Source organism: Sphingomonas crusticola, assembly GCF_003391115.1.
Classification (GTDB): Bacteria; Pseudomonadota; Alphaproteobacteria; order Sphingomonadales; family Sphingomonadaceae; genus Sphingomonas_I; species Sphingomonas_I crusticola.
The window spans coordinates 595,395-620,220 of record NZ_QTJP01000001.1 but is presented as its reverse complement, the minus strand read 5'-3'; the positions used below and the strand labels follow the sequence as shown (position 1 = coordinate 620,220).

General features: G+C 67.1%; 25 protein-coding genes. 13 read left to right on the top strand and 12 right to left on the bottom strand.

Going from position 1 to position 24,826, the window contains the following annotated elements:
- The first annotated feature begins 42 nt into the window (after positions 1-42).
- The 5 genes from leuC (at position 43) to DX905_RS02925 (ending at position 5,671) form a co-directional block, all read left to right on the top strand.
- Entirely contained in the window at positions 43-1,476 is a 1,434-nt protein-coding gene (gene leuC / locus DX905_RS02945) for a 3-isopropylmalate dehydratase large subunit (protein WP_116092284.1), read from the top strand.
- Positions 1,473-2,297, top strand: coding sequence for an N-acyl homoserine lactonase family protein (locus DX905_RS02940; RefSeq protein ID WP_116089994.1), 825 nt, complete (start codon positions 1,473-1,475; stop codon positions 2,295-2,297). Before leuC ends, DX905_RS02940 begins: the two co-directional genes overlap by 4 nt.
- Positions 2,297-2,875, top strand: coding sequence for a 3-isopropylmalate dehydratase small subunit (gene leuD / locus DX905_RS02935; protein WP_116089993.1), 579 nt, complete (start codon positions 2,297-2,299; stop codon positions 2,873-2,875). The genes DX905_RS02940 and leuD overlap by 1 nt, the downstream gene beginning before the upstream one ends.
- 119 nt (positions 2,876-2,994) lie before the next feature.
- Complete coding sequence (gene katG, locus DX905_RS02930) at positions 2,995-5,235, top strand: catalase/peroxidase HPI (RefSeq protein ID WP_116089992.1); 2,241 nt, start codon at positions 2,995-2,997, stop codon at positions 5,233-5,235.
- 148 nt (positions 5,236-5,383) lie between these two features.
- Entirely contained in the window at positions 5,384-5,671 is a 288-nt protein-coding gene (locus tag DX905_RS02925; protein ID WP_116089991.1) for a hypothetical protein, read from the top strand.
- A gap of 19 nt (positions 5,672-5,690) precedes the next feature.
- On the opposite strand, the gene DX905_RS02920 is transcribed toward DX905_RS02925, so the two are convergent.
- Positions 5,691-6,437 carry a Crp/Fnr family transcriptional regulator gene (locus tag DX905_RS02920; protein ID WP_116089990.1) on the bottom strand — a complete coding sequence of 249 codons (747 nt, stop codon included), beginning with the start codon at positions 6,435-6,437 and terminating at the stop codon, positions 5,691-5,693.
- A 275-nt stretch (positions 6,438-6,712) separates the two neighbouring features.
- On the opposite strand from DX905_RS02920, the gene DX905_RS02915 reads away from it, so the two are divergent.
- Positions 6,713-7,954 (top strand): glutamate carboxypeptidase, encoded by a 1,242-nt coding sequence (locus tag DX905_RS02915; protein ID WP_162875426.1) that lies wholly within the window; start codon positions 6,713-6,715, stop codon positions 7,952-7,954.
- Positions 7,955-7,981: 27 nt separating this feature from the next.
- Here DX905_RS02915 and DX905_RS02910 read toward each other — a convergent pair whose 3' ends face one another.
- Positions 7,982-9,133, bottom strand: a complete 1,152-nt coding sequence (locus DX905_RS02910) for a GGDEF domain-containing protein (protein ID WP_162875425.1) — start codon at positions 9,131-9,133, stop codon at positions 7,982-7,984.
- A 72-nt stretch (positions 9,134-9,205) separates the two neighbouring features.
- Complete coding sequence (locus DX905_RS02905) at positions 9,206-10,492, bottom strand: NAD(P)/FAD-dependent oxidoreductase (RefSeq protein ID WP_116089987.1); 1,287 nt, start codon at positions 10,490-10,492, stop codon at positions 9,206-9,208.
- A gap of 204 nt (positions 10,493-10,696) precedes the next feature.
- Here DX905_RS02905 and DX905_RS02900 point away from each other — a divergent pair, with 204 nt between their 5' ends.
- Complete coding sequence (locus tag DX905_RS02900) at positions 10,697-11,884, top strand: serine hydrolase domain-containing protein (protein WP_205412182.1); 1,188 nt, start codon at positions 10,697-10,699, stop codon at positions 11,882-11,884.
- A gap of 55 nt (positions 11,885-11,939) precedes the next feature.
- Here the strand turns inward: DX905_RS02900 and DX905_RS02895 are convergent, their stop codons facing one another.
- Complete coding sequence (locus DX905_RS02895) at positions 11,940-12,650, bottom strand: MFS transporter (RefSeq protein WP_116089985.1); 711 nt, start codon at positions 12,648-12,650, stop codon at positions 11,940-11,942.
- 136 nt (positions 12,651-12,786) lie between these two features.
- Between DX905_RS02895 and DX905_RS15915 the strand changes: the two genes are divergently transcribed.
- Both DX905_RS15915 and DX905_RS02885 read left to right on the top strand, forming a co-directional pair.
- Positions 12,787-13,236 (top strand): hypothetical protein, encoded by a 450-nt coding sequence (locus DX905_RS15915; protein ID WP_162875424.1) that lies wholly within the window; start codon positions 12,787-12,789, stop codon positions 13,234-13,236.
- Positions 13,237-13,282: 46 nt separating this feature from the next.
- Positions 13,283-15,589: a TonB-dependent receptor gene (locus DX905_RS02885; protein WP_116089983.1), complete on the top strand. Its 2,307-nt coding sequence runs from the start codon at positions 13,283-13,285 to the stop codon at positions 15,587-15,589.
- 398 nt (positions 15,590-15,987) lie between these two features.
- Here DX905_RS02885 and gshB read toward each other — a convergent pair whose 3' ends face one another.
- From gshB to rsmI, 3 genes are all read right to left on the bottom strand, one after another.
- Positions 15,988-16,938, bottom strand: a complete 951-nt coding sequence (gene gshB, locus DX905_RS02880; protein WP_116092283.1) for a glutathione synthase — start codon at positions 16,936-16,938, stop codon at positions 15,988-15,990.
- 121 nt (positions 16,939-17,059) lie between these two features.
- A complete protein-coding gene (locus DX905_RS02875; protein ID WP_116089982.1) occupies positions 17,060-17,413 on the bottom strand; it encodes a YraN family protein in 354 nt (117 codons plus the stop codon).
- Positions 17,410-18,261 carry a 16S rRNA (cytidine(1402)-2'-O)-methyltransferase gene (rsmI, locus tag DX905_RS02870; RefSeq protein WP_116089981.1) on the bottom strand — a complete coding sequence of 284 codons (852 nt, stop codon included), beginning with the start codon at positions 18,259-18,261 and terminating at the stop codon, positions 17,410-17,412. The genes DX905_RS02875 and rsmI overlap by 4 nt, the downstream gene beginning before the upstream one ends.
- A gap of 10 nt (positions 18,262-18,271) precedes the next feature.
- Here rsmI and DX905_RS02865 point away from each other — a divergent pair, with 10 nt between their 5' ends.
- Positions 18,272-19,453, top strand: coding sequence for a penicillin-binding protein activator (locus DX905_RS02865; protein WP_240320694.1), 1,182 nt, complete (start codon positions 18,272-18,274; stop codon positions 19,451-19,453).
- On the opposite strand, the gene hemW is transcribed toward DX905_RS02865, so the two are convergent.
- Genes hemW through rph form a run of 3 tightly spaced genes read right to left on the bottom strand, consistent with a single transcriptional unit; the run spans position 19,450 to position 21,922 of the window.
- Positions 19,450-20,565, bottom strand: coding sequence for a radical SAM family heme chaperone HemW (hemW, locus tag DX905_RS02860; RefSeq protein WP_116089979.1), 1,116 nt, complete (start codon positions 20,563-20,565; stop codon positions 19,450-19,452). The two genes, DX905_RS02865 and hemW, sit on opposite strands and share 4 nt — an antisense overlap.
- Positions 20,562-21,173 carry an RdgB/HAM1 family non-canonical purine NTP pyrophosphatase gene (rdgB, locus tag DX905_RS02855; RefSeq protein WP_116092282.1) on the bottom strand — a complete coding sequence of 204 codons (612 nt, stop codon included), beginning with the start codon at positions 21,171-21,173 and terminating at the stop codon, positions 20,562-20,564. Before rdgB ends, hemW begins: the two co-directional genes overlap by 4 nt.
- Positions 21,174-21,205: 32 nt before the next feature.
- On the bottom strand, positions 21,206-21,922 hold the full coding sequence (gene rph / locus DX905_RS02850; RefSeq protein ID WP_116092281.1) for a ribonuclease PH: 717 nt from the start codon (positions 21,920-21,922) through the stop codon (positions 21,206-21,208).
- A 75-nt stretch (positions 21,923-21,997) separates the two neighbouring features.
- Between rph and DX905_RS02845 the strand changes: the two genes are divergently transcribed.
- The 3 genes from DX905_RS02845 to grpE are packed head-to-tail and all read left to right on the top strand — an operon-like array spanning position 21,998 to position 23,759.
- The gene (locus tag DX905_RS02845; RefSeq protein WP_116089978.1) at positions 21,998-22,186 is read left to right on the top strand and encodes a hypothetical protein; all 189 of its coding nucleotides are present in this window, start codon (positions 21,998-22,000) and stop codon (positions 22,184-22,186) included.
- Positions 22,183-23,217 (top strand): heat-inducible transcriptional repressor HrcA, encoded by a 1,035-nt coding sequence (gene hrcA / locus DX905_RS02840; RefSeq protein WP_116089977.1) that lies wholly within the window; start codon positions 22,183-22,185, stop codon positions 23,215-23,217. The genes DX905_RS02845 and hrcA overlap by 4 nt, the downstream gene beginning before the upstream one ends.
- Positions 23,214-23,759 carry a nucleotide exchange factor GrpE gene (grpE, locus tag DX905_RS02835; RefSeq protein ID WP_116089976.1) on the top strand — a complete coding sequence of 182 codons (546 nt, stop codon included), beginning with the start codon at positions 23,214-23,216 and terminating at the stop codon, positions 23,757-23,759. The genes hrcA and grpE overlap by 4 nt, the downstream gene beginning before the upstream one ends.
- 81 nt (positions 23,760-23,840) lie before the next feature.
- Here the strand turns inward: grpE and DX905_RS02830 are convergent, their stop codons facing one another.
- Positions 23,841-24,293, bottom strand: a complete 453-nt coding sequence (locus tag DX905_RS02830; protein ID WP_116089975.1) for a vgr related protein — start codon at positions 24,291-24,293, stop codon at positions 23,841-23,843.
- A gap of 62 nt (positions 24,294-24,355) precedes the next feature.
- Positions 24,356-24,799 (bottom strand): copper chaperone PCu(A)C, encoded by a 444-nt coding sequence (locus DX905_RS02825; protein WP_116089974.1) that lies wholly within the window; start codon positions 24,797-24,799, stop codon positions 24,356-24,358.
- Positions 24,800-24,826: the final 27 nt, after the last annotated feature.

Genomic DNA, 24,826 nt, shown 5'->3' with positions numbered 1-24,826 from the left:
CCTCACTGGCCTTCGTGCGCATCCGCTCTTATGTGCGCTTGCATCATGTCCGCACCGCGCACGCTGTATGAAAAGATCTGGGACGCGCATGTCGTCGCCCGCCGCGACGACGGCACCTGCCTGATCTATATCGACCGCCATCTCGTCCACGAGGTCACCAGCCCGCAGGCATTCGAAGGCCTGCGCGTCGCTGGCCGCCGCGTCCGCCGGCCCGATCTCACGCTCGCCGTGCCCGATCATAACCTGCCGACCACCGCGCGCGCCGATGCCTCCGGTCGACGCCTGCCGATCGCCGATCTGGAGAGCGCCAACCAGCTTGCGGCGCTCAGCCGCAACGCGCCCGAATTCGGCGTCCGTCTGTTCGACGAGGTCGCGGCCGAGCAGGGCATCGTCCACGTCGTCGGGCCGGAGCAGGGCTTCACGCTGCCCGGCACCACCCTCGTCTGCGGGGACAGCCACACCGCCGCGCACGGCGCATTGGGCGCGCTCGCCTTCGGGATCGGCACCAGCGAGGTCGAGCATGTCCTCGCCACGCAAACCTTGCTGCTCGCCCCGTCCAAGACGATGGAGATCCGCGTCGATGGCGCGTTGGGCTTCGGTGTCAGCCCGAAGGACGTGATCCTCGCCATCGTCGGCAAGGTTGGCGCCGCCGGGGGCACGGGCTACGTCGTCGAATATACCGGCTCGGTGATCCGCGCCATGTCGGTCGAAGGGCGGCTAACCGTCTCCAATATGGCGATCGAGCATGGCGCGCGCTCGGGACTGATCGCCCCCGACGAGACCACCTTCGCCTATCTGAAGGGCCGCCCGATGGCGCCGCAAGGCGAGGAATGGGAGCGCGCGGTCGATTATTGGCGCACATTGCCGACCGACGCGGGCGCCCGCTACGACAAGATCGTCACGCTCGACGCGACCGACATTGCGCCGAGCCTCACCTGGGGCACCAGTCCCGAGGATGTCGTGTCGATAACCGGCAGCGTCCCCGATCCGATGAGCTTCGCCGATCCTTCCAAACAGGAAGCGGCGCAGAAGTCGCTCGCCTATATGGGCCTCACCGCGGGCACCCGCATGCAGGATGTCGGCGTCGAGCATATCTTCATCGGCAGCTGCACCAACAGCCGGATCGAGGATCTGCGCGCCGCCGCCGCCGTCGCCAAGGGCCGTCATGTCGCGAGCAACATCCGCCAGGCGTTGGTCGTCCCCGGCTCCGGCCTCGTCAAGCGCCAGGCCGAGGCCGAGGGGCTCGACCGCATTTTCACCGAAGCCGGCTTCGAATGGCGCGAGCCCGGCTGCTCGATGTGCCTTGCGATGAACCCCGACAAGGTGCCGCCCGGCGAGCGCTGCGCGTCCACCTCCAACCGCAACTTCGTCGGCCGCCAGGGCCCCGGAGCGCGCACCCACCTGCTGTCGCCCGCCATGGCGGCGGCGGCGGCAGTGACCGGGCGCCTCACCGACGTGCGGGAACTGATGGGGTGATCCTCAGGGCGGCCTGGACAGGACTCGCGGCGCTGGCGCTCGCAAGTGCGGCGGGGGCGACGCCCGCCCTTTCGCTGTGGCGGCTGGATTGTGGCCGCATCACCGCCTTCGATCTCGACGAATTCTCCGACACGCGCGCTTATGTCGGGCAGCACAAGGAGCTCACCGCCAGCTGCTACCTGATCCGCCACGGCGACACCTACATGCTGTGGGACACCGGACTGCCACGCGCTTTGCGCAACCACGTGATGGACGCGAAGCAGCCGCTGGACGCGGCGCTCACCGTGACGATCGTGGATCAGCTTGCCACCCTGGGAATCAAGCCGGAACAGGTGCAGATCGTCGCCATCAGTCACGATCATTTCGATCATATCGGGCAAGCCGGCGACTTCCCGCAGGCGAAATTGCTGATGGGCAAGGCCGATATCGATACGCTCCGCGCGCCGGGCGCCGAACTCGGCAAGCTCGTGGCGCACTGGCTGACCGGGGGCGGCACGATCGAGCCCATCACCGGCGACAAGGACATTTTCGGCGACGGCAGCGTCGTCATGCTCGCAATGCCCGGCCATACGCCCGGCCATCACGCCTTGCTGGTGAAACTCGCGCACAAGGGCAATGTCTTGCTCTCCGGCGACACGGCGCATTTCGCGAAAAATTACGCGAGCAACGGCGTTCCGTCCTACAACGCCGATCGCGCGGATACTTTGGCGTCCTTGGATCGCTTCAAGAAGCTCGCCGCGAACCTCCACGCCACCGTGATCATCCAGCATGAACCGGCGGACGTCGCCAAGCTCCCCGCTTTCCCGAAGGCGGCCGATTGATGACCCCGCTCACCCAGGTTCATGGCAAGGCCTATCCGTTCGGCCGCAAGAATGTCGACACCGACGTCATCATCCCGGCCCATTGGCTGAAGACGATCACCCGCTCCGGGCTCGGCCGTGGCGCGTTCGAGGTTGTGCGGGCCGAGCCGGGCAACGTCTTCGACGATCCCGCTTATGCCGGCGCGCCGATCCTGATCGCGGGTGACAATTTCGGCTGCGGCTCCAGCCGCGAACATGCCGCCTGGGCGCTGGGCGACATGGGCGTGAAGGCGGTGATCGCGCCATCTTTCTCCGACATCTTCTCCGGCAACGCTTTCAAGAATGGCATCGCCACCATCGTGCTACCGCAGGAGGCGATCGATCGCCTGATGCAGGTCGCCCGCACCGACGAGATCACCGTCGATCTCGAAACGCTGAGCGTCACCACGCCCTTCCAGGATCGCTTCACCTTCGCCATGGACCCGTTCCGGCGCGATTGCCTGATGCAGGGCCAGGACGAGATCGGGCTGACGCTGGCGATGGCGGACGATATCCGCCGCTACGAGGCGGCCATCGCCGCCGAACGGCCGTGGCTGTAGGCGATCGGTCCGTTTCGGCTTGATCGATTTTCCCGTCCGTATTGATCAGTTTTAATCGTTTTTGCTGCCGCTGCGCGCGGGTGTAGCCTTCCTCCACAATAGACATTGGAGGATGCGGCATGGACGCGAAAACCGGTTCGATGGGATGCCCCGTTGGTAAGCCGACGACAGTCCGATCTCTCCTTGGCCGCACGAACCGCGATTGGTGGCCGGAAGCGCTCCCGCTCGAAGTGCTCAACCAGGGCGGAACCTCGCCCGATCCGTTGGGCGAGGAATTCGATTACGCCGCCGCCTTCAAGTCGCTCGATTATGCCGCGCTCAAGGCCGATCTCACCGCTTTGATGACCGACAGCCAGCCCTGGTGGCCGGCCGATTACGGCAATTATGGCGGCCTCTTCATCCGCATGGCGTGGCACGCCGCCGGCACTTACCGCACCGCCGACGGCCGCGGCGGCGCCAATAGCGGGCAGCAGCGTTTCGCCCCGCTCAACTCCTGGCCCGACAACGGCAATCTCGACAAGGCGCGCCGCCTGCTGTGGCCGATCAAGCGCAAATACGGCAACCATATCAGCTGGGCGGACCTGTTCATCCTCGCTGGCAATGTCGCGATCGAATCGATGGGCGGGCCGATCTTCGGGTTCGGCGGCGGCCGCCGCGACGTGTTCGAGCCGGAGCGCGACATCTATTGGGGCGCCGAGGACAAATGGGTCGGCCAGGAAGGCAATGAGACCCGCATCCAGCCGGAGAAGGAGCTGGAGCTCGAATATCCGCTGGCCGCGATCCAGATGGGTCTGATCTACGTCAACCCGGAAGGCCCCGGCGGCGTGCCCGACGCGCTGCAGTCCGCGCGCGACATCAAGATCACCTTCGAGCGCATGGCGATGAATCATGAGGAGACGGTCGCGCTCACCGCCGGCGGCCACACTTTCGGCAAGGCGCATGGCGCGGGCGATCCCAGCCTTGTCGATGCCTCGCCCGAGGCTGCCGACATCGCGCTCCAGGGCCTCGGCTGGGCGAGCGCGCACGAAAGCGGTTTCGGCGAGCACACGATCACCAGCGGTATCGAGGGTTCGTGGGTCAACACGCCGACCGAATGGTCGGAGAATTATTTCCGCCTGCTGCTCGATTATGAATATGAGCTCGTTCGCAGCCCGGCCGGCGCCAAGCAATGGCAGCCGATCAACCAGAAGCCCGAGGACATGGCGCCAGCCGCGCACGATCCTTCCAAGCGCGTGCCGACGATGATGACCACCGCCGACATGGCGCTCAAGGTCGATCCCGAATTCCGCGCCATCTCGGAGAAATTCCGCCACGATCACGAAGCGTTCAAGGACGCTTTCGCCCGCGCCTGGTTCAAGCTGACCCACCGCGACATGGGGCCCAAGGTCCGTTACCTCGGCCCGGAGGTCCCCGCCGAGGACCTGATCTGGCAGGATCCCGTCCCCGCCGGCACCAAGCCGTCCGACGCCGACGTGGCCGCCTTCAAGGGCCGCATCCTCGATGCGGGCTTCACCATCGGCCAGCTCGTCAAGACCGCCTGGGCCTCGGCTTCGACCTATCGTCGCTCGGATCATCGCGGCGGCGCCAACGGCGCGCGCATCCGGCTCGCGCCGCAAAAGGATTGGGCGGTCAACGAGCCCGAGGAACTCGGCCGCATCCTCGCGAAGATCGACGAGCTGCGCGGCAGCCTATCCGTCGCGGACGCGATCGTGCTGGCCGGCACCGCTGCGGTCGAAAAGGCCGCGAGGGATGCCGGCTTCGCCATCGAGGTGCCGTTCGTCGGCGGCCGCGGCGACGCCAGCCAGGACTGGACCGACGCCGAAAGCTTCGCCGTGATGGAGCCCGCGGCCGACGGCTTCCGCAATTATCTCAAGACGAAGCATGCCGTGAAGACCGAGGAATTGCTGATCGACCGCGCCTCTCTGCTCGGCCTGTCCGTGCCCGAAATGACCGTCCTGCTCGGCGGCCTGCGCGTGCTCGGCGCCAACCATGGCGACAAGCCCGAAGGCGTGTTCACCGATCGCAAGGGCCAGCTCACCAACGATTTCTTCGTCAACCTGCTCGACAACGGCACCTTCTGGAAGGTGATCGACGAGAGCGCCGACGAGGAATTCATCGGCTATGACCGCGGCGGCAATCACGAGAAATGGCGCGCGACCCGCACCGATCTCATCTTCGGCTCGAACAGCCAGCTGCGCGCCGTCGCCGAAGTCTATGCCGAGACCGGCCATGAAGAGAAGTTCGTCCGCGATTTCATCCACGCCTGGGTCAAGGTGATGGACGCCGATCGCTTCGATCTTCCGCAAAAGTCCGACAGCGTCGAACCGATCGGCATCGCCGAGCCGGCGGGCGTCCAGTAACCGGAGCGGCGGGCCGGGGCGGGGGCGATCCTGCGCCGCGGCCCGCATCTCCAAAGCGTATCGAACCGAGCTGATCGCTCCCGTTCCCGTACGACCGCGCCCGTTGATAGAGGCGCGGCGGCGGGACCGGACCTGGAGAGGAGTTCCGATGCAGTTGAATCACGTGGATGCGCTCGACCCGCGCCGGCTGCACTGGGCCGCCGCGGTGGAGGCGCCGACCCGCGACTGGGTCGCCGCGCCCGGTTGCCGCCGCCACGCCCGCTTCCTGGTCGACGGTGAGCGCATGGCGCCCTCGCTGGCCGAGTTCGAGCTGTTCGCCAGCCGCGCCGAATGCCTCGCCTGGATCATGGCCAACCGCCGCGAGCTCACCGATCACATGCCCGGCGCCAAGATCCATCCGGTGCCGCTCGCCGGCTGGCTGCTCGGGCTCGCCTAGCGCGCCAGCGCGCCGCCGGTCAGGCGGCCGCGGCGATGCGCGGCGCCGGCCCGTCCAGCAGCATGAAGCCATCGTCGAAGTCGCCGATCGCGACCAGCTGATCCCAGTCGGGGATCGTCACCTTGCCCGACTTGATCGTCACCCCGGCCTGGCTCCGCAGCTCCTTCAAGGTCCGATTGACGTGAACGCTCGTCAGCCCGGTCGCGTCGCCCAGATCGCTCTGCGTGATCGCCAGCGCAAAGGAGCCGCCGTCGCCGAGCCCGGCGCGGGCGCACCGGATCGCCATCTCGCACAGCAGATGCGCGATGCGGCTGAGCGCGTCCCTGCGCCCGACATTCACCACCCATTCCGAGAAGAGCGAGCCATCGGCGACGCAATCGCGCCAGAAGGCTTCGGCGATCCCGGGATGCGCGGCGGCGATGCGCCGCAGGTCGGCATGCGCGAGCCGCAGGATCGTCGTCCCGGTCATCGTCGTCAGCCCCCAGCCCGACTTGGGGCTTACCACCGAAGGCAGGTCGGCCATGTCGCCCTGGACGTGGAGGCAGGTGATCTGCCGGGCACCGTCCTTGTTCTGGCCGAAGCGGCCGACCAGCCCATCGACCACCAGACAGGAGTGATCGACCTGCTCGCCTAACCGCACGAAGTCGACATGCGTGGCAACCTGGCTGACCTTGCCCGTCAAAGCGAGGATTGCGCCCATTTCCTCATCGGTCAGGAGCGAGCGCGACGTCAGACGGTTGACGAACAGCTGAAGGGCAGAGCCCATGGATGGCGACACGAATATTCTCCGGCCAGAAGGCGGGAGCGCATAGGTCTCACAGCCACCGGCGCCCGAGGATCGTTGCCGGTGATGGACCGTCCTACCACGATTTCGCGCCGGCCGCTAATGCGGCGACAAGCTTGTCGATCGGGCCGCGTGATCGTGACGGTCCTTCGTGGCCGCCGCCTCGCCCTGGCACTCGAAACAAGGCGACGCCGCCGCCCGGTGCTGGCAAGATCGCTCCACGGCGATCCGCGCCGCACTCGGGCAAAGGGAAATCGATGGATTGCAGGCCTATCGCTCTGGCTGTGGCTGTCACCGCTTTGCTGGCGGCCACGCCGCTTTCGGCCGCCCGGCCCGACGCCCGCATCCTCGACGCCGCAACCGCCGCCCGCCCGGCCCAGCTCGCCTTGCTGGAGAAGGTCGTCAACATCGACTCCGGCACGGGCGATGCCGCCGGCGCCGCGAAGGTCATGGCCGTCCTCATTCCCGAACTGAAGGCGATCGGCGCCACCATCGAGACCGTCTCCGCCGAAGCGCCCGGCCTCGGCGACAATGTCGTCGCGCGCCTGACCGGCAAGGGCAAGGGGCGCATCCTCATCATCGGCCATGTCGACACCGTCTTCCCCGCCGGCACCGTCGCCGAACGCCCGTTCCGCACTGACGGCGCGCGCGCCTACGGCCCCGGCGTGTCGGATGAGAAAGGCGGCGTGGTCCAGGCCGTGACCGCGCTCAGATTGCTCCACGATCTCCGCGAGACCAATTATGCCAGCATCGTCTTGCTGATCGAGACCAGCGAGGAAACCGGCTCCCCCGGCACGCGCAAGCTGATCGACACTCTGGTGCGCCAGGCCGATGTCGAGCTCAACGTCGAGCCGGGCGACGCGCCCGATGCGGTCACCGTCTGGCGCAAGGGCTCGGCGACCATCCGCCTCACCGTCCACGGCCGCGCCGCCCATGCCGGCGTCGCGCCGCAGGATGGGCGCAATGCCGCCGCCGAGCTCATCCACCAGATCGGCACGCTCGATCGCTTCCCCCGGTCGGGCGAGGGGCTGACCGCCAATCTCACCACCTTGCGCGCGGGCGATCGCGTCAACGTCATTCCCGATCTCGCCACCGCCGACATCAACGTGCGCGTCCGCACCGCCGATCAGTTTGACGGCATCTTGAGCGCCTTTCAGGCCGCCGCGCAGCAGACGATCGTCCCCGACACGAAAGTCGACGTCTCGACCACGCCGTCCTTCCCGCCGCTGCCCAACAATCAAGCCACCGATCGGCTGGCGGCGCAGGCGCAGGCGATCTACGCCGATCTCGGCCTCGCGCTCACCACCGCCGGCAATGGCGGCGCGTCGGAATCCGCGCTGGCGGCGGCGGCGGGCACGCCCGCGCTCGACGGTCTCGGCCCGGTCGGCGGCGGCTTCCACAGCGTGCGCGAATATCTCGAACTGTCGAGCGTCACGCCGCGCCTCTATCTGTTCGCCAAATTGCTGATCCAGCTCGGCGCCAACCCGCCGGCGAAGTGAGCCGCCCCGGCAGCGCTAACGCACGGCTCAGGCGGAACGTCGCTCCGTCTCGGCCAGCGTCGCCGGTTCGTAGGAGGCGACGCCCCCGCCGCGCCGCTTGATATCGATAAGGGCCTCGTCGGCGCGCCCGATCAGTTCGTCGAGATCGCGGCCGTGGTCCGGGAACAGCGCATAGCCGACGCTGGTGCCGATCGAGATAGGATTCCCCCCAATCGAATAAGGCTGCCCGATCGCGCGCGCGACGCGGCGCGCCTGCAGCTCGGCATCGCCCTTATTCTGCATCCCCATCTGCAACACCACGAATTCGTCGCCCCCGATGCGCGCCGCGATGTCTCCCGCGCGCAGCACACCGCGCAGCCGATCCGACACCGCGCGCAGCAACGCATCCCCGGTCGGGTGGCCATAGCTGTCGTTGACCGGTTTGAACCGGTCGAGGTCGAGGCAATGGACCGCGAGCACGCCGTCCCGCCCGATATGGCGCACCGCGGCCTCGAACGCCTCACGCAGCGACAGGCGATTCTCCAGCCCGGTCAGCGCATCCGCCCGGGCCAGCGTGGCGAAGGCGTGGCGCGTCGTGATCTCGGTGGTGGCGATGCGATAGGTGCGCAGCATCGTCTCGATCGCGCCCACCAGAAACAGCAGCAGCAGCGCACCGGCGATGATGTAGCTCGTGTTGGCCATGCTCAGCGCGACGATGCTGGTCGGCACCACCGCCGGGATCAGGCTCGCGATCGCGATCCACGGCCGCAGCACGATCACCGCGACCACGCCTGCGGCATAGCCGAACAGCAATCCGATGATCAGCATATGCGTGTCCGCGCTTTCCAGCTGAAGCGCGCGCGCGCTGAACGCACCGAAGGCGACGGCGAAGGCCAGATAGGGCGTTGCGAAGATGCGCTCGAGACGGCGGGCCGAAGCCAGATCGAGCGTCTCCGCGCGCGCCCTGGCGCCGTAGCGGATCAATGTCGCAAGCCGCGCGACCATCGCGACCCCGCCCAGCGCCAGCAGCATTTTCAACAGCAGGTCCGAACTCTTGCTCGCGACATCCAGACCTACGCCGACATAGGCGATCGCCATGAACAAGCTCGGCGTAAGCGTCCGGTACAGGGACGCGACCGCCACCAGATAGGTGCCATCGGGCAGTGTATTGCCGCGATCGATCGAGAAGAACTTCGCCATAACCTCCGATAGCATGCCGTTGATGATCGGTTGTGCACAATCACGTTCGCCTCGCGAGGCCGCCATTGGCGGCTATTCCACCGCGCGCTCGCCCTCCGGTCGGGTGATCAGCCGCGCGCCGCGCTGGTTGCGCGTGTAGATCCATAGCCAGTTGAGCGCGACGCTCAGCCGCGAGCGCACCCCCACCAGGAAATAGATGTGGGCGATCCCCCACAGCCACCACGCAATCGCCCCGCGCAGCTTCACCCAGCCGAAATCGATCACCGCCTTGCGCTTGCCGATCTGCGCCAGGCTGCCCTGATGGCGATAGCGGAACGCCCCTGGCGCGGCCTTGCCCGCCAGCCGCCGGCGGATCGTCTCCGCCACGAACATGCCCTCCTGCTTGGCGGCGGGCGCGATCCCCGGCACCGGCGATCCATCCTCGCGCCTGACCGCGACCGTATCGCCGATCGCGAAGATGTCGGGATAGCCCGGCACGCTCAGGTCCGCCTCGACGACGATGCGCCCGTTGCGGTCGGCTGCCACCCCCAGCCATTCCGCCGCGGGCGATGCGCGTACGCCCGCCGCCCACACGATCGTCGACGCCTCCACCCGCCGCCCCCCGAACGTCAGCGCATTGCGCTCGATCTCGGTCACCGCCGCGCCCAGCGCGACCTCGACGCCCAATTTCTCCAGCGCCGCCTTCGCATAGTCCGAAAGATCGTCCGGATAGCCGTTCAAAACCTTGGGCCCGGCCTCGACCAGCAACACCCGCGTGCGATGCGTGTCGATCAGCCGGAAGTCGCGCGCGAGCGTGTCATGCGCCAGATCCGCGATCGTGCCCGCCAGTTCGACGCCCGTCGGCCCGCCGCCGACGATCGCGAACGTCAGCAGCGCCTGCTGCCGCGCCGGATCGCTCTCGCGCTCGGCCTGCTCGAACGCGGTCAATATGCTGCTGCGGATGGCGGTCGCGTCCTCGATCGTCTTGAGGCCGGGCGCGAACTGCTCCCATTCGTCATGCCCGAAATAGCCGTGCCGCGCCCCCGTCGCCAGGATCAGCGTGTCGTACGGCACCGTGGCGCCATCGCTCAGCCGCACCGCGCGGCCGTCCATATCCACCCCGGTCACCGTCGCCAGCAGCGTCGTCACGTCGCGGCGCGCCTGCAGCATCGCCCGGATCGGCCAGGCGATCTCCGACGGCGCCAGCGATGCGGTCGCGACCTGATAGAGCAGGGGCTGGAACAGATGATGGTTGCGCCGGTCGATCACCGTGATCGCGAGCGGCGCGCCCTTCAGATGCTTGACCGCCCACAGGCCGCCAAACCCCGCGCCGACGATGACGACTCGGTGGAGCGGGGAGGGGGCTTGGTGAGAAGTCATGGCGATTGCCTCCCGGCTGTCGTTACGGCCGCGCAATCCCTACTCGATTTTGGCGAAGGACGCCCCGGAAGATCGCGACGGTACGGACATCATCTTCGATCGGGGGGAGGTAGAATGCCACGCTCAGGGTGATGCGTGTCCTTGGCTCTTGCTGGTTCCTATGGCAAATGCCCGTGCGCGCACACCTGCTTGACAAGGGCGCTCATGCCTTTGACGATAGGACGGTTTGCCTGCCTGGTGTTGATGGCTTCCGCGACCACCGCATCGGGGCGCACGTCCCCCCAACGTATTGCCTCGATCGACGCCGCAGCCCACGCGGTGATCGCGAAGACCGGCGCCAAGGGTCTGGCAGTCGCGCTCATCGATGGCGGCCGGGTGCGCTACGTTCAGGCCTACGGAGTTCGCGATGAGCGAGGCGATCCGCTGCGTACGGACACCGTCATGTATGGCGCCTCGCTGACCAAAACTGTTTTCGCCTATCACGTCCTGCAACTCGTCGATCAAGGCAGGCTGGCGCTCGATACGCCGCTGGCCGAATATCTCGATAAGCCGCTGCCCGACTACGACACCGACGCGATCTATCCCGATAAATATGGCCCCTATCGTGACCTTGCCGGCGATCCGCGCTGGAAGCGGATCACGGCGCGCCACGCACTCACCCACTCGACCGGCTTTGCCAACTTCTGGTTCGTTGAGCCGGACCAGAAGCTGCGCATCCACTTCGATCCCGGCTCGCACTACAGCTATTCAGGAGAAGGGTTGAGCCTGCTTCAGTTCGTGATCGAGAACGGGCGCAAGGATCGCGGGCTGGGCCTGGATATGGGGATGCTCACCCAGGCGACCTTCGACCGGCTCGGCATGACGCGCACCAGTCTCCAGTGGCGCGCCGATTTCAGGCCCAATCTCGCCGATGGCTTCAACGATCGGGGCGAGGCGGTCGCGCATGACGAGCGATCCAAGGTGCGCGTCGCCGGGTCGATGGACACTACCATCGCCGACCTTGCCAAATTTGTCGCCGCATTGGTCCGGGCGGACGGACTGAGCCGCGCGGCCTATGCCGAGATGCTCAAGCCCTCGCTCCACATTGCGACCGCGCACCAATTTCCGAACTTCGGCCCCGAACTGCCGGTCGACCGCCAACGCCGGGATCTTGCCGCCGGGCTTGGGGTCATCACTTTCGTCGGGCCGCAGGGAAGAGGCTTCTTCAAAGGTGGCCATGACGGCCAGACCGCCAATACGCTGGTCTGCCTTGAGAAGAGCAGGAAGTGCGTGCTGATCCTGTCGAACGATGTGCGCGCGGAGGCAGGATATGCTGCCTTGGTCCACGCGGTCTTGGGCGACACTGGCGTTCCCTATGACTGGGAATATGGCGACGGGGCGGGGAAATCATAGCAAGCCATCGGCGCGGCTTGCCGCATACTAACAACCTCGGCCCGTCAGCCCCTCATCACCACGAAAGCTGCGACAACAGCTGCAGCACACTGCCGCCGGTCTTCTTCTCGCACCACCGGTCCAGCACGAACATCACGCCCAGGCAGGCGATCAGCGCACCGGCCAGGCTGACATTGTAGGCGGCGCTGCTCCCGGGCGCGACCGCCGTCATGATCATGTTCAGCACATAATAGGTGCCGAGCGCCGCCGCGATCCCGCCGCCCAGGATCAGGATCATGAAGCCAAGGAAGACCAGGCAGCCGCCTTTCTGTTGCGGCAGGACCGGGGGAATGGGAATAGGCGCGCGCGTCGGCCTGTGTCCCGTCGCAAGGCCGCTCGGCTCGTCCACCCGACGGGGCCTGAGCAGCAGACGCCGTATCGTCCAATAGAGCCCTGCCGCCAACGCGATCACCAGCGCGCCCATCAGCACGACCCCGCCCGGCTCGTCGCCCTTGGGGAACCAGTGCGCCGTGATCATAGCCGCGCCGATAATGCCGAACCCGAAGAGTGCGATCAGGAGGAAGATGCGCAGCGCGCCCCGGCCGGCGCGCCGATCCTGCTCCGGCGTCATCGCCTTTGGTGCCGCGCGGCGTGGGTCGGCGGGCTGGGGAGGGCGCCCGCAATGCGCCTCGAGCGGCACCGGCGCGAAGCACTCAACAGCGAGCAGATTTGCATGATCCACCTCCAGCGTCCGCCAACGAACGCACATGAACGCGGTGGGATGCATCGCGTCATTTCCCCGGATCGCGCTGCGGCCGCACGCGTTAGACCCCTTGTGTTCGCACCGCAGCCAATTCGGCGCCTGACCCGGTTGGGCAATTTGTCCCAATGACATCGCGCCCGCGCCGTCTTACGGCGCCCGCGTGACCGCGCTCCGCCGCCATCTGACGCTGCATCGCTGGCCCGCCGCCTGGCTGGTCGCGCTGGCGCTTGCGGTGCGGCTGATCGTGCCCGCCGGCTTCATGCCGATGGCCGGCCATGCCGCGCTGGAGATTTGCGCCGGTCAGACGCCGGACCTGCCTTCCGCCGGGCCCATGGCCGCCATGCCGGGCATGGCTGCGATGGACCATGCCGCGCCCGCGCACGCCATGGATCATGGCGATCACGGTAAGCCGATGTCGGGCGCGAGCGATCATGATTGCGGGTTCGCCGCCGCCGTCGGCGGGGCGGGCGCGCTGCCCACCCTGATCCTGCCGGCGATGCTCGCGCCGGTCGCTTTGCCCGCCGCCTTCCTCCGCACCCTCCTGGTCCGTCCCGGCCACGGCCTCGCCGCGCCGCCGCCACCAAAGACGGGGCCGCCGATCCTCTCCTGACCGCACTCGCCGGCACCGCCGGCTCTGCTCGTTTCAGGGGAATTTCATGTCTTGTCACCCATCGGGCGCGCCCGCGCGGCGCCGCCTCTGCCTGCTGTTCACTGCCGCCGTCGCCGCTCCCGCTTATGCCGCTGCTGAGGCTCCGCCGCTGCCGGCCGGGCCGGACATCCTCGTCATCGCCCAGAAGCAAAGCCAGACAATCGAGAACGCGCCCTCCAGCCGCGCGACCGTCGACGCCGCCACGCTTGCCCGCACCGTCAATGCCTTCAATGTCGAGGATAGCGTCAAATATCTGCCCGGGCTGATCGTGCGCAAACGCCATATCGGCGATACCCAGGCGCCGCTCGCCACGCGCACGTCGGGCCTCGGCGCCAGCGCGCGCAGCCTCATCTATGCCGACGGCGCCCTGCTGTCGGCGCTGATCGGCAACAACAACACCTCCGCCTCGCCGCGCTGGAGCCTCGTCAGCCCGCAGGAGATCGCCCGCATCGACGTCCTCTACGGGCCCTTCTCGGCCGCTTACCCCGGCAATTCGCTCGGCGCGGTCGTCAACATCACCACCCGCCTGCCGGACAAACTGGAGGCGACGCTCGCCAGCGGCTTCAGCGCGCAGACCTTCGATCAATATGGCACGCACCGGACGCTGCCGAGCTGGCAGATCGGCGGCACATTGGGCGCCCGCTTCGGCCCGCTGGCGATCTTCCTCAGCGAAGATCATGTCGCGTCGAAGAGCCAGCCGTTAAGCTATGTCACCGTCAATCAGCCCGCGGGCAGCAGCACCGCCGGCACCCCCGTCACCGGCGCCTTCGCCGGCGTCAACCGCACCGGTCAGCCGATCCAGCTGCTCGGCGCCAGCGGGTTCGAGCATCAGGTGCAGGATCATCTCAAGTTCAAGGCGGCGCTCGATCTCACGCCCTCGGTGCGCCTCACTTATGTCGGCGGCTTGTTCCTCAACGATACCGCCGCGCACGCCCAGAGCTACCTGCGCGATGCCGGCGGCACCCCGGTCTATGTCGGCGCGCTCAACATCGCCGGACGCGCTTACGCGGTCGCACCCGGCGCCTTTTCCGGCGGCGTCTACACCTATGACGAACGCCATTGGTCGCATGCGCTCTCTGCCAGCGGCAATGGCGGCAGCTTCGACTGGCAATTGATCGGCACGCTCTACGATTTCGCCCACGACGTTCAACGCACGCCCACCGCCGCCTTGACCGGCGCGTCGCAGAGCGGGGGAGGGGGCAACACCACCCGTCTCGACGGCACGGGCTGGCGCACCGCCGACGCCAGGGGCGCATGGAAATCGGATGGGGCGGGCACGCACATTCTCAGCGCCGGCGCGCACTATGACCGGTTCGAGATCGACAGCAACCGCTATACCACCGCCTTATGGCGCCACGGCCCCGACGGCGCGCTCAACCTGCAATCGCAGGGCAAGACCCGCACCGTCGCCGTCTGGGCGCAGGATGCCTGGCGGCTGACCCCGGCGGTGACGCTCACCATCGGCGGCCGGCAGGAATGGTGGAAGGCTTATGACGGCCGCAACTTCTCCGCATCGCCCGCAATCTCCCGCGATCAACCGACGCGCAGCGATGCGCGCTTCTCGCCCAAGGCTTCGCTTGCCTGGGTGGCCGCGCCCGGCTGGACCGCGCGCCTCTCCTTCGGCCAGGCGTGGCGTTTCCCCACCGTCGGCGAACTCTACCAGATCGTCACCACCCCGATCGCGGCCGTGCCCAATCCCGATCTCCGGCCGGAGCGCGCGCGCTCGGAGGAGCTCGCGATCGAGCATCGGGACGGGCAGGGGCTGCTGCGCCTGTCCCTGTTCAACGAAAGCGTGAAGGACGCGTTGCTGTCGCAGACCGGTCCCCTCAACGGCACCGCGACGCTCGCCACCTTTGTCCAGAATGTCGATCGCACCCGCGTCCGCGGCATCGAGCTCGCCGCGGATCGCCACGATGTCGTGCGCAATGTCGATGTCTCGGGCAGCGTCACCTATGCCGACGGCACCACCCGCAAGGACAATGCTTTCCCCGACGCGGTGGGCAAATTGTTGCCGCAGGTACCGCACTGGAAGGCGAGCCTCGTCACCACCTGGCGCCCGGCCGAGCCGCTCTCGCTCACCGCGGCGGCGCGTTTTTCCAGCCGCCTGTGGGGCACGCTCAACAACGCCGATGTCGTCGGCAATACCTGGCAGGGTTTCTACAAATATTTCGTGGTCGATTTGCGCGCCCGCTACGCGCTCAACGACCATCTCACCGCCAGCCTCGGCGTCGATAATGTGAACAACGACAAATATTTCCTCTTCCACCCCTTCCCGCAAAGGAGCTTCGTCGCTGAGCTGGGCTGGAAACTGTAAAGTAGGCGCCCCTAATCCGTCATGCCGGACTTGTTCCGGCATCCACCGTGCCATGGGCGCGACGCTGGCGAGGCAGTGGACCCCGGAACAAGTCCGGGGTGACGGAGGAGTGAGGGGGCAACCGCACCCACCCGTCATCCCAGCGAAGGCTGGGATCCATCTCTCCGACCGCGAACCAATTGACAATCGTACGCATATGACGTACAAACTCCGCCGCTTGTCGCATTGGAAGCCGCGCCCCCGGGTGCGGCTCCCGGCTCTTTCGCAAGTCCGCTCAAAGATTGCCGTGCAAACGGTGTCGCAATCGCCGCCGCGCCTGCCAGATCATCAAGTTCGTTTCCGGTGTTTTTATTTTCCATGCCCGCAAGCTCTTGAAAAGCTTGGGGCCAGGGAAAGCGCTACAATGCCGCGTGGCGCGCCTGGATCGCGTCCCAGATCAGCCCCGGCGTATCGGTCCCGTTGAACCGGTCGATCGCGACGATACCAGTCGGCGAGGTTACGTTGATCTCGGTCAGATAGCCCGCGATCACGTCGATGCCGACGAACACCAGCCCGCGCTTCGCCAGCTCCGGCCCGAGCTTGGCGCAAATCTCCAGCTCGCGCGGGGTCAGGTCCGTCGCCGCGCCCTTGCCGCCGACCGCAAGGTTCGACCGTATCTCGCCCGCCTTGGGCAGCCGGTTGACCCCTCCCGCCGGCTTGCCGTCGACCAGCACGATGCGCTTGTCGCCCTTCGACACGTCGGGCAGGAATGCCTGCACCATGAACGGCTCGCGCCACACCTGCCCGAACAATTCGGTCAGCGCGGCGAGGTTCGCGTCGTTCCTGCTGACGTGGAACACCGCGGAACCGGCATTGCCGTAGAGCGGCTTGATCACGACCTCGCCATGCTCGGCATGGAAGGCGCGCGCCTCCTCCAGCCCGCGCGTGATCAACGTCGGCGGCATGAACTCGGCATAGTCCAGCACGAACAGCTTTTCCGGCGCGTTGCGCACTGCCGCCGGATCGTTGACAACCAATGTCCGGTGCTGGATCCGCTCGAGCAAATGCGTCGCGGTGATGTAGGCCAGGTCGAACGGCGGATCCTGCCGCATCAGGATGACGTCGACATCCTCGGCGAGGTCGATCGTCCGCGCATCCTCGGCCTTGAAATGATCCCCGACGACCGCCCGCACCGTCACCGCCCGCGCCGGCGCGGTCAGCCGTCCGTCGCGATAGGACAGGTTGCCCGCCGCATAATGGAACAGCCTGTGCCCGCGCTCCTGCGCCTTCAGCATCAGCGCGAAGCTGGAATCGCCCGCAATGTTGATCGTTTCGAGCGGATCCATCTGGACCGCGACGCGCAGGCTCATCTTTGTCTCCTTGGCCTTTCCCATACCGTTCGCCCTGAGCTTGTCGAAGGGCTGTCTTTCTTTCTGCCCTCAAAGAAGAACAGTGCTTCGACAAGCTCAGCACGAACGGGTGGGTAAGCCGTCACCCGATCCACGCATTCTCGATATGGCGCAGCGCGCGTCCCGGCGCGATCAGGATCACGTCGATGCGCATGTCGTCGCCCGGCTCCAGATAGCGCGGCGCCAGATATTCCGCCGCCGCCGCCACCCGCGCCAGGCGGAACTGGTCGATAGCAAAGTCCAGCTCCGCGCTCGTCTGCCGCCGCTTCACCTCGACGAACGCGACCAGCCCCGTGCGCCGCGCGATCAGGTCGACTTCGCCGGCCGGCGTGCGCACCCGCCGCGCCACGATCCGCCAGCCCTTAAGCCGCAGCCACCACGCCGCCGCCGTCTCCCCCACGCGCCCCGCGCGTTCGGCCCGGCGGCGGTCCCTCACGCCTTCATCGCCAGCGCCCGCGCATACAGATCGCGCTTGTGCATCCCCGTCGCCTTGGCGACCTCGTGGGCGGCCTTGCCCGCGGGCAGGCGCGTCAGCGCCTCCGTCAGCAGCGCGTCGGCATCCTCCGCCGACGGCGCCGCCGCCTCGCCCGGCGGCCCGACGACGATCACGATCTCGCCCTTGGGGGGCGCCTCGGCATAGCGCGCCGCCAGTGCGGAAAGGCTGTCGGTGACGCATTCCTCGAAGCGCTTGCTGATCTCGCGCGCGACCGCTGCCTCCCGCTCCCCCAAACCTTCCACCAACGCGGTCAGCGTCGCCGCCAGCCGCGGGCCGGATTCGTAGAGGATCAGCGTGGCGCGGATCGTCGCGACCTCCGCGATCGCGTCCGCGCGTGCCTTCGCCTTGGACGGCAGGAAGCCCAGGAAGAAGAAGCGATCGGTCGGCAACCCCGCCAGCGTCAGCGCGGCGATCGCGGCGCAGGGACCCGGGATCGTGACGACCGCATGCCCCGCCGCGCGCGCGTCGCGCACCAGCTTGAAACCCGGATCGGAAATGAGCGGCGTGCCGGCATCGGACACCAATGCGATCGCCTCATGCCCCAGTCGCGCGACCAGGCCGGGGCGCACCCGATCCGCATTATGGTCATGATACGGAACCATTTGCCGCCTTGCGCCGATATGGCTGAGCAGCTTGGCGGTGACTCGGCTGTCCTCGACCGCGATCGCGTCGGCGCCGGCCAATATGGTGGCGGCGCGGGGCGAGAGGTCAGACAAGTTGCCGATCGGCGTTGCGACGATGTAGAGGCCTGGCGCAAGTCGCCCGCCCTCGGGTGGAGAGAGATTCATGGGAGACAGCATGGCAGACGGCGACCCCCGGCGGCAATCTGGCATATTGTCGCGTCGGCGCCTCTGCGGGCTCGGCCTCGCGCTGCTGCTCGGCGCCTGCTCGACCGTCGTTCCGCGCAGCGCGCCTCCGCCGGTAACCGCCGGCAAGCCGGTGGAGAAACCCGCTCCGCAAACCGGTCTGCCCGACGACAAGGAACGCCACCGCGTCGCGCTGCTGGTGCCGCTGAGCGGGCCGAATGCGGCGGTCGGCCAGTCGATCGCAGATGCCGCCGCCCTGGCCTTGGCGGATACGGGCAGCAGGCAATTGCGCATCACCAACTACGATACCGCGCAGGGCGCCGAAGCCGCCGCCCGCAAGGCGCTGGCCGAAGGCAACGGGCTTTTCCTGGGGCCTTTGCTCAGCGACGATGTCCGCGCAATTGTCGCCCCCGCTGGCGCGGCAGGCGTGCCGATCATCTCCTTTTCGAACGATCCCGCGGCGGCTGGAGACGGCGTTTGGCTGCTCGGCTTCTCGCCCGCGCAATCGATCGACCGCGTGGTCCGCTATGCCAAGTCGCGCGGGATGACGCGCTTCGCCGGCCTGATCCCGCCCGGCCTCTATGGCCGCAACGCCTCCAATATGCTGATCCGCGCGGCTGAGGCCGCCGGTGGCACGGTGGTGGCGATGCAGAGCTATCAGCGTACCCCGGCCTCGATCGCGGCGGCGATCGGCAAGATGTCCAAGGAGAAATATGACGCGGTGCTGATTGCCGACAGCGGCCGTATCGCCATTACCGCGGCGCCCGCGATCCGTCGCAGCGGCGGGGCGGGCGTGCGGATTCTCGGCACCGAATTGTGGAATGCGGAGCCAGGCCTCAACAATTCGCCGGTCCTTGCAGGAGCCTGGTTTGCCAGCGTCGACGACAGCATGTTCGCCCAGTTCACCACGCGTTATCGCGCGCGTTACGGCCGCACCCCCTATCGGCTCGCCAGCCTCGGCTACGACGCCGTGCTGCTCACGGTACGCATCGCCAAGGATTGGAAGCTGGGGCGGCGCTTCCCCGCCGATGCATTGGCCGACGAGGGCGGCTTCGCCGGTGTCGATGGCGCCTTCCGGTTCGCGCACGGGCACATCGCCGAACGGGCGCTGGCGGTCCATCAGCTCGCCCCGAAGGGCGGAACGATTGTGTCGCCCGCGCCCAAGGGCTTCTAGATCGCGATTTCGGCCAGAATCGCGTCGAGCAGGAGCATGCCGTCGGGCGTGACGCGCAGCCGCTCGCTGGTCTGCTCGATCAGTCCCAGGCGCGACAGACGGTCGACCGCCGCCGTATCGATCGCATCCTCGATGCGGTCGCGCGGAATGCCTTCGCCGAGGCGCAGGCCCATGACCAGCGTCTCGCGCGCCTGATCCGCCTGAGGCAGCAACTCTTCCAGTTCGATGCCGTGGCGGTTGCGATCGATCCGCGTGAGCCAATTTTCAGGCTTTTTGGCACGCGCCGTGGCGACGCCTTCGCGCCGGCCATGCGCTCCGGGCCCTACGCCGAGATAGTCGCCGTAACGCCAATAGGTCAGGTTGTGGCGGCTCTCCTCCCCGGGACGGGCATGGTTTGAGATTTCATAGGCGGGCAGGCCGGCGGCGGCGGTGGCCGCGCGGGTCAGCTCATACAGGTCGGCACCGAAATCGGGATCGGCCGGCGTCAGCTCGCCGCGCGCCGCCATCGCCGCAAAGCGCGTGCCCGGTTCGATCGTGAGCTGATACAGCGAAAGATGGCCCGTGCCGAAGCCGAGCGCGCGATCGAGCGTCGCCTGCCAGGCGGCTGCGCTCTGACCGGGCAGCGCGTAGATCAAGTCGAAGCTGACCCGATCGAAAGCCAATTGTGCGATATCAAGCGCCGCGAGCCCCTCCGCGACATCGTGCGCACGCCCCAAAAAGCGCAGCGCGTCATCATCGAGCGCCTGCAGCCCGAGGCTGACGCGGTTTACGCCCGCTGCCGCAAGCCCGGCAAAACGCGCCGCCTCCACCGACGAGGGGTTGGCCTCAAGCGTGATTTCGATGTCGGGGGCGAGGCCCCAATGCCGTTCCGCCGCCTCGATCAGCGCTGCCACGGTCGCGGGCGGCATGAGCGACGGGGTGCCGCCGCCGAAGAAGATCGAGGTCAGTGCGCGCTTGGGACCAACCGTGGCTTCATGCGCAAGGTCCGCCAGCAGCGCGTCGCGCCACCGATCCTGGTTCACGCTCTCCCGAACATGGCTGTTGAAGTCGCAATAGGGACATTTCGAGACGCAGAACGGCCAGTGGATATAGAGAGCAAGCGCCTCGCTCACAGCACCGCGGCGACCAGTTTCCGGAAAGCATCCGCGCGGTGGCTGATGGCGTGCTTCTGCTCCGGCTCGAGTTCCGCAAAGGTACGCGTCTCGCCCAGCGGCACGAATACCGGATCATAGCCGAAACCGACCTTGCCGCGCGGCGGCCAGGTCAGCGTCCCCTCGGCGCGCCCTTCGAAGCTCTCGACATGGCCGTCTGGCCAGCACAGCGACAGCACGCACACGAAATGGGCGTCGCGGCCCGCCTCGGGGCCCTTCGCTGCGAGCGCTTCCTCGACCTTGCGCATGGCCAGGTCCCAGTCGCGCCCGTTGGGCGTCTCGGCCCAGTCGGCGGTATAGACGCCGGGGTCGCCATTCAGGGCGTCGACGCACAGGCCGCTATCGTCCGCCAGCGCTACCATCCCCGAAAGGTCGGCCGAAAAGCGTGCTTTGAGCTCGGCATTGGCTGCAAAGCTCGTCCCGGTCTCGACCGGCTCGGGGATGTCGAGCGAGGCGGCGGAAACCGGCTCGATGCCATAGGGCGCGAGTAGCGCCCTGATCTCGCGCACCTTGCCTTCGTTGTGACTGGCGATGACGAGCTTGCCCGGCTCCAGCCGGCGATGCGGCATGATCGGGGGTTCGTCGTCGATCAGTTCAATGGTCACCGGCCGGTCGCCTTCAATTGTGCCGCGAAAATGTCGGTGCAGCCGATGCGCGCCAGACGCAGCAGGCGCAAGAGCGCTTCCTCGTCATAGGTCGCACCCTCGGCGGTCGCCTGCGCTTCCGCGATATTGCCGTCGGACAGGAGAACGAAATTGGCGTCCGCGTGCGCCGAGCTGTCTTCGATATAATCGAGGTCGAGCACGGGCGTCCCTTCCCAGATGCCGCACGAAACCGCGGCGACCTGCGATTTGATCGGATCGACCGTCAGCAGCCCTTGCTTCAACAGGCCGTCGACGGCGATGCGCAAAGCCACCCAGGCGCCGGAAATGGAGGCGGTACGGGTCCCGCCATCCGCCTGGATCACGTCGCAATCGAGCGTGATCTGGCGTTCGCCGAGCGCGGTCAGATCGCATACCGAACGCAAGGACCGGCCAATCAGCCGCTGGATCTCCTGGGTGCGGCCGGACTGTTTGCCCTTGGCGGCCTCGCGATTGCCGCGCGTATGGGTGGCGCGGGGCAACATACCATATTCGGCCGTGACCCAGCCTTGGCCCTTGCCGCGCAGGAAGGGGGGCAGGCGCTCCTCGATCGAGGCGGTGACGAGCACCTTGGTCTCGCCAAAAGCGATCAACACCGATCCTTCGGCATGTTTGGTGTAACCGGGAGTGATGGTGATAGGGCGCATCTGATCGGGGGCGCGGCCGCTTGGGCGCATCGGGGGATTGTCCTTATGGTTAGGCGGTCGCATGTAACGCCAGTCACCGCCCGTCGCCAGTGTGAAGGACATGCCATGAAGATTGCCGCACGGATCGTCGGCGTGATCGCGCTGCTGATGGGAATCCTGTGGATCGGCCAGGGCCTGGGCGTGATCAAATGGCCGGCGTCCAGCTTCATGATCGATGTACGCCCATGGGCGATCAGAGGGGCTCTGTTGGCCGCGGTTGGCCTGGTGCTTCTGATATGGTCGGGTCGAAAATGACCGATCCGATCACGGAAATGTCGTCGCGCGCGCGCGACGTGTTCCGCATGGTGGTTGAATCCTATCTGGATAGCGGGCTGCCGGTGGGATCGCGCACGATTTCACGTTTCGGCGGGCTCAACTTGTCGCCGGCCTCGATTCGCAACGTGATGCAGGATCTGGAGGAAATGGGCTTGCTGGCCGCGCCCCATACCTCCGCCGGCCGGATGCCGACGGAAGGCGGACTGCGGCTGTTCGTAGATGCGATGATGCAGGCGACCGAACCTTCCGACGTGGAGCGCGCCGCGATCGAGGCGCAGGCGCGCGGACCGGTGGAAGAAGCACTCGCGGCAACGAGCGCGGTCCTGTCCGGCCTGTCCGCCTGCGCCGGGCTGGTGATGGTCCCGCGGGGCGAGCCAGTGCTGCGGCAATTCTCCTTCCTGCCGCTCGGGCACGATCAGGCGGTGGCGGTGCTCGTCGGCGCCGACGGTTCGGTCGAAAATCGGGTGGTCGATCTGCCCGCGGGGGTCGGCCATTCCTCGCTGGTGGAGGCCGCAAATTATATCAGCGGGCGCCTGTCGGGACTGACGCTAGGCGAAGCACAGGTGCGGCTCACGGATGAGATCGCGCAGGGCCGCTCCGCGCTCGACGCAACGGCGCAGCGGCTGGTCGCACGCGGGCTGGCGGTCTGGTCGGAGGATGGCTCCCGCCGTCCCGTGATGATCGTTCGCGGCGCCGCCAATCTGATCGATCCCGCGGCCGATGCCGATCTCGATCGGGTGCGCCAGTTGCTGGACGAGATCGAGGGGAAGGAAGAGATTGCGCGCTTGCTCGACAGCGCGCGCGGGGCGCGAGCGATGAAAATCTTCATCGGATCGGAAAACAAGCTGTTCGCGTTATCCGGTTCGTCGGTAATCGCCGCGCCCTACCACGCCGCCGACGGCCGTGTGGTGGGCGTTGTAGGGGTTATCGGCCCGACGCGGTTGAACTATGCGCGTGTGGTTCCCATGGTGGATTTCACCGCCCAAACATTGACGAGATTGATGGCATGATCGACGAAACGACCACCCCCGACGCCGATGATCTGCGCGACGAAACCGCAGCGGCCGCACCCGAGGTGGCCGAACATGACGCCGCCGCGCGCCTGCAGGCCGAGATCGAGGATCTGAAGAAGCAGATCCTTTACGCGCAAGCGGAAACCCAGAATGTCCGGCGTCGGATGGAGAAGGACGCGCAGGATGCACGGGCCTATGCCGCGACCAGCTTCGCCCGCGATATCTTGTCGGTTTCCGACAATCTGACGCGTGCGCTCGCGGCGATCCCGCCGGCAATGCGCGAGGATGAGGGCACCAAGCCGCTCATCACTGGGCTGGAGATGACCGGCAAGGAGCTGGAGAATGTGTTCCAGCGCAACGGCATCACCAAGATCGAAAGCGTTGGCGCGAAGCTTGACCCCAATCGCCACCAGGCGATGGTCGAGCTGCCGAGCGATCAGGAGCCCGGCACGATCGTGCAGGAGATGCAGGCCGGCTACATGATCAAGGATCGGCTGTTGCGGCCGGCGCTGGTGGGCGTCGCCAAGGCGGCGGAATAGTCGCACTCCGCAAAGCCGCGCCCGGCTTCGTCATTGCGAGCGCAGCGACGCAATCCAGGCCCTAACTGGATTGCTTCGCCGCTACGCGCCTCGCAATGACGCCGGGTTACGAACAGGCGCACTCGCCAAAAGACCGGCGGCGCGTAGCAGCGATTCGAGCGCGGGGTTCGGTTGCCCCGCCTTCCGCGCCACGAACGCATGTTCGACGATCATCGCCTGCTGCTCGATGCCATAGCGGGAGAGCGGCCGCCCCGGCACGATCCGGTAATCGTACCGGCAAAAAGGGTGACGCCGCAGGACCAGGTTGAGCCCGTGCTGACGCTGCCACACATGGGTTAGCTCGTGGATGAGCAGCGCTTGCAACCGGGGGTGCGCCCCCGCGAAATCTTCCCGCCAGAGCCCGCCTGCGGGATGAAACCACACGTCGCCGTCAGGTGCCATGACCGCATTGCGCGGCTGGAACGGCCACCATTTTGCGGCGTGCAACCGTACCGCATCCACATCGAGTGCATCGCCGAAGATGGAGCAGGCCATCGCGCGCTCACCTGGCGTAAGCCGCCGCCCCGCCTCACGGCTGAACCAGCGCGATACCCATCTCAATAAGGTGCATCCTCGCCGGCGCTGACGGTCTTGGCTTCGGCTTCCGCAGTAGTTCCATCGGCGAAGCCGAAGCGCAGCGGTACGCCGGTGCCGGGTTTCACGACCGGGTCGAGCCCGATCAGCATTGCGTGGTTGCCACCCGGCTTGAATTCGACTTTGCCGTTTGCCGGTACATCGACGTGATCCAGGGGCATCATCGTCGTCATGCCGGCCATTCCCGCCATGCTCTGGTGCATCTCGGTCTTGGCCGCGAGGGCGCTCTCCATGCGCACCAGCTTGGCATCGCCGCGGCCGCCACGGATCGTGAAGTAGGCGGCAGCGGGCTGGCCGGTGACGGCCGGAAGACGCACCCATGCATCCGTCACCTTGGGCTCCGACGAGCGGCCATGGCAGGCCGCAAGCAGCAGAAGCGGGGCGAGGAGGGCGGCGCGTATTGTCATGCCGTCGCTCTAGTCGCTTCCGGCGCC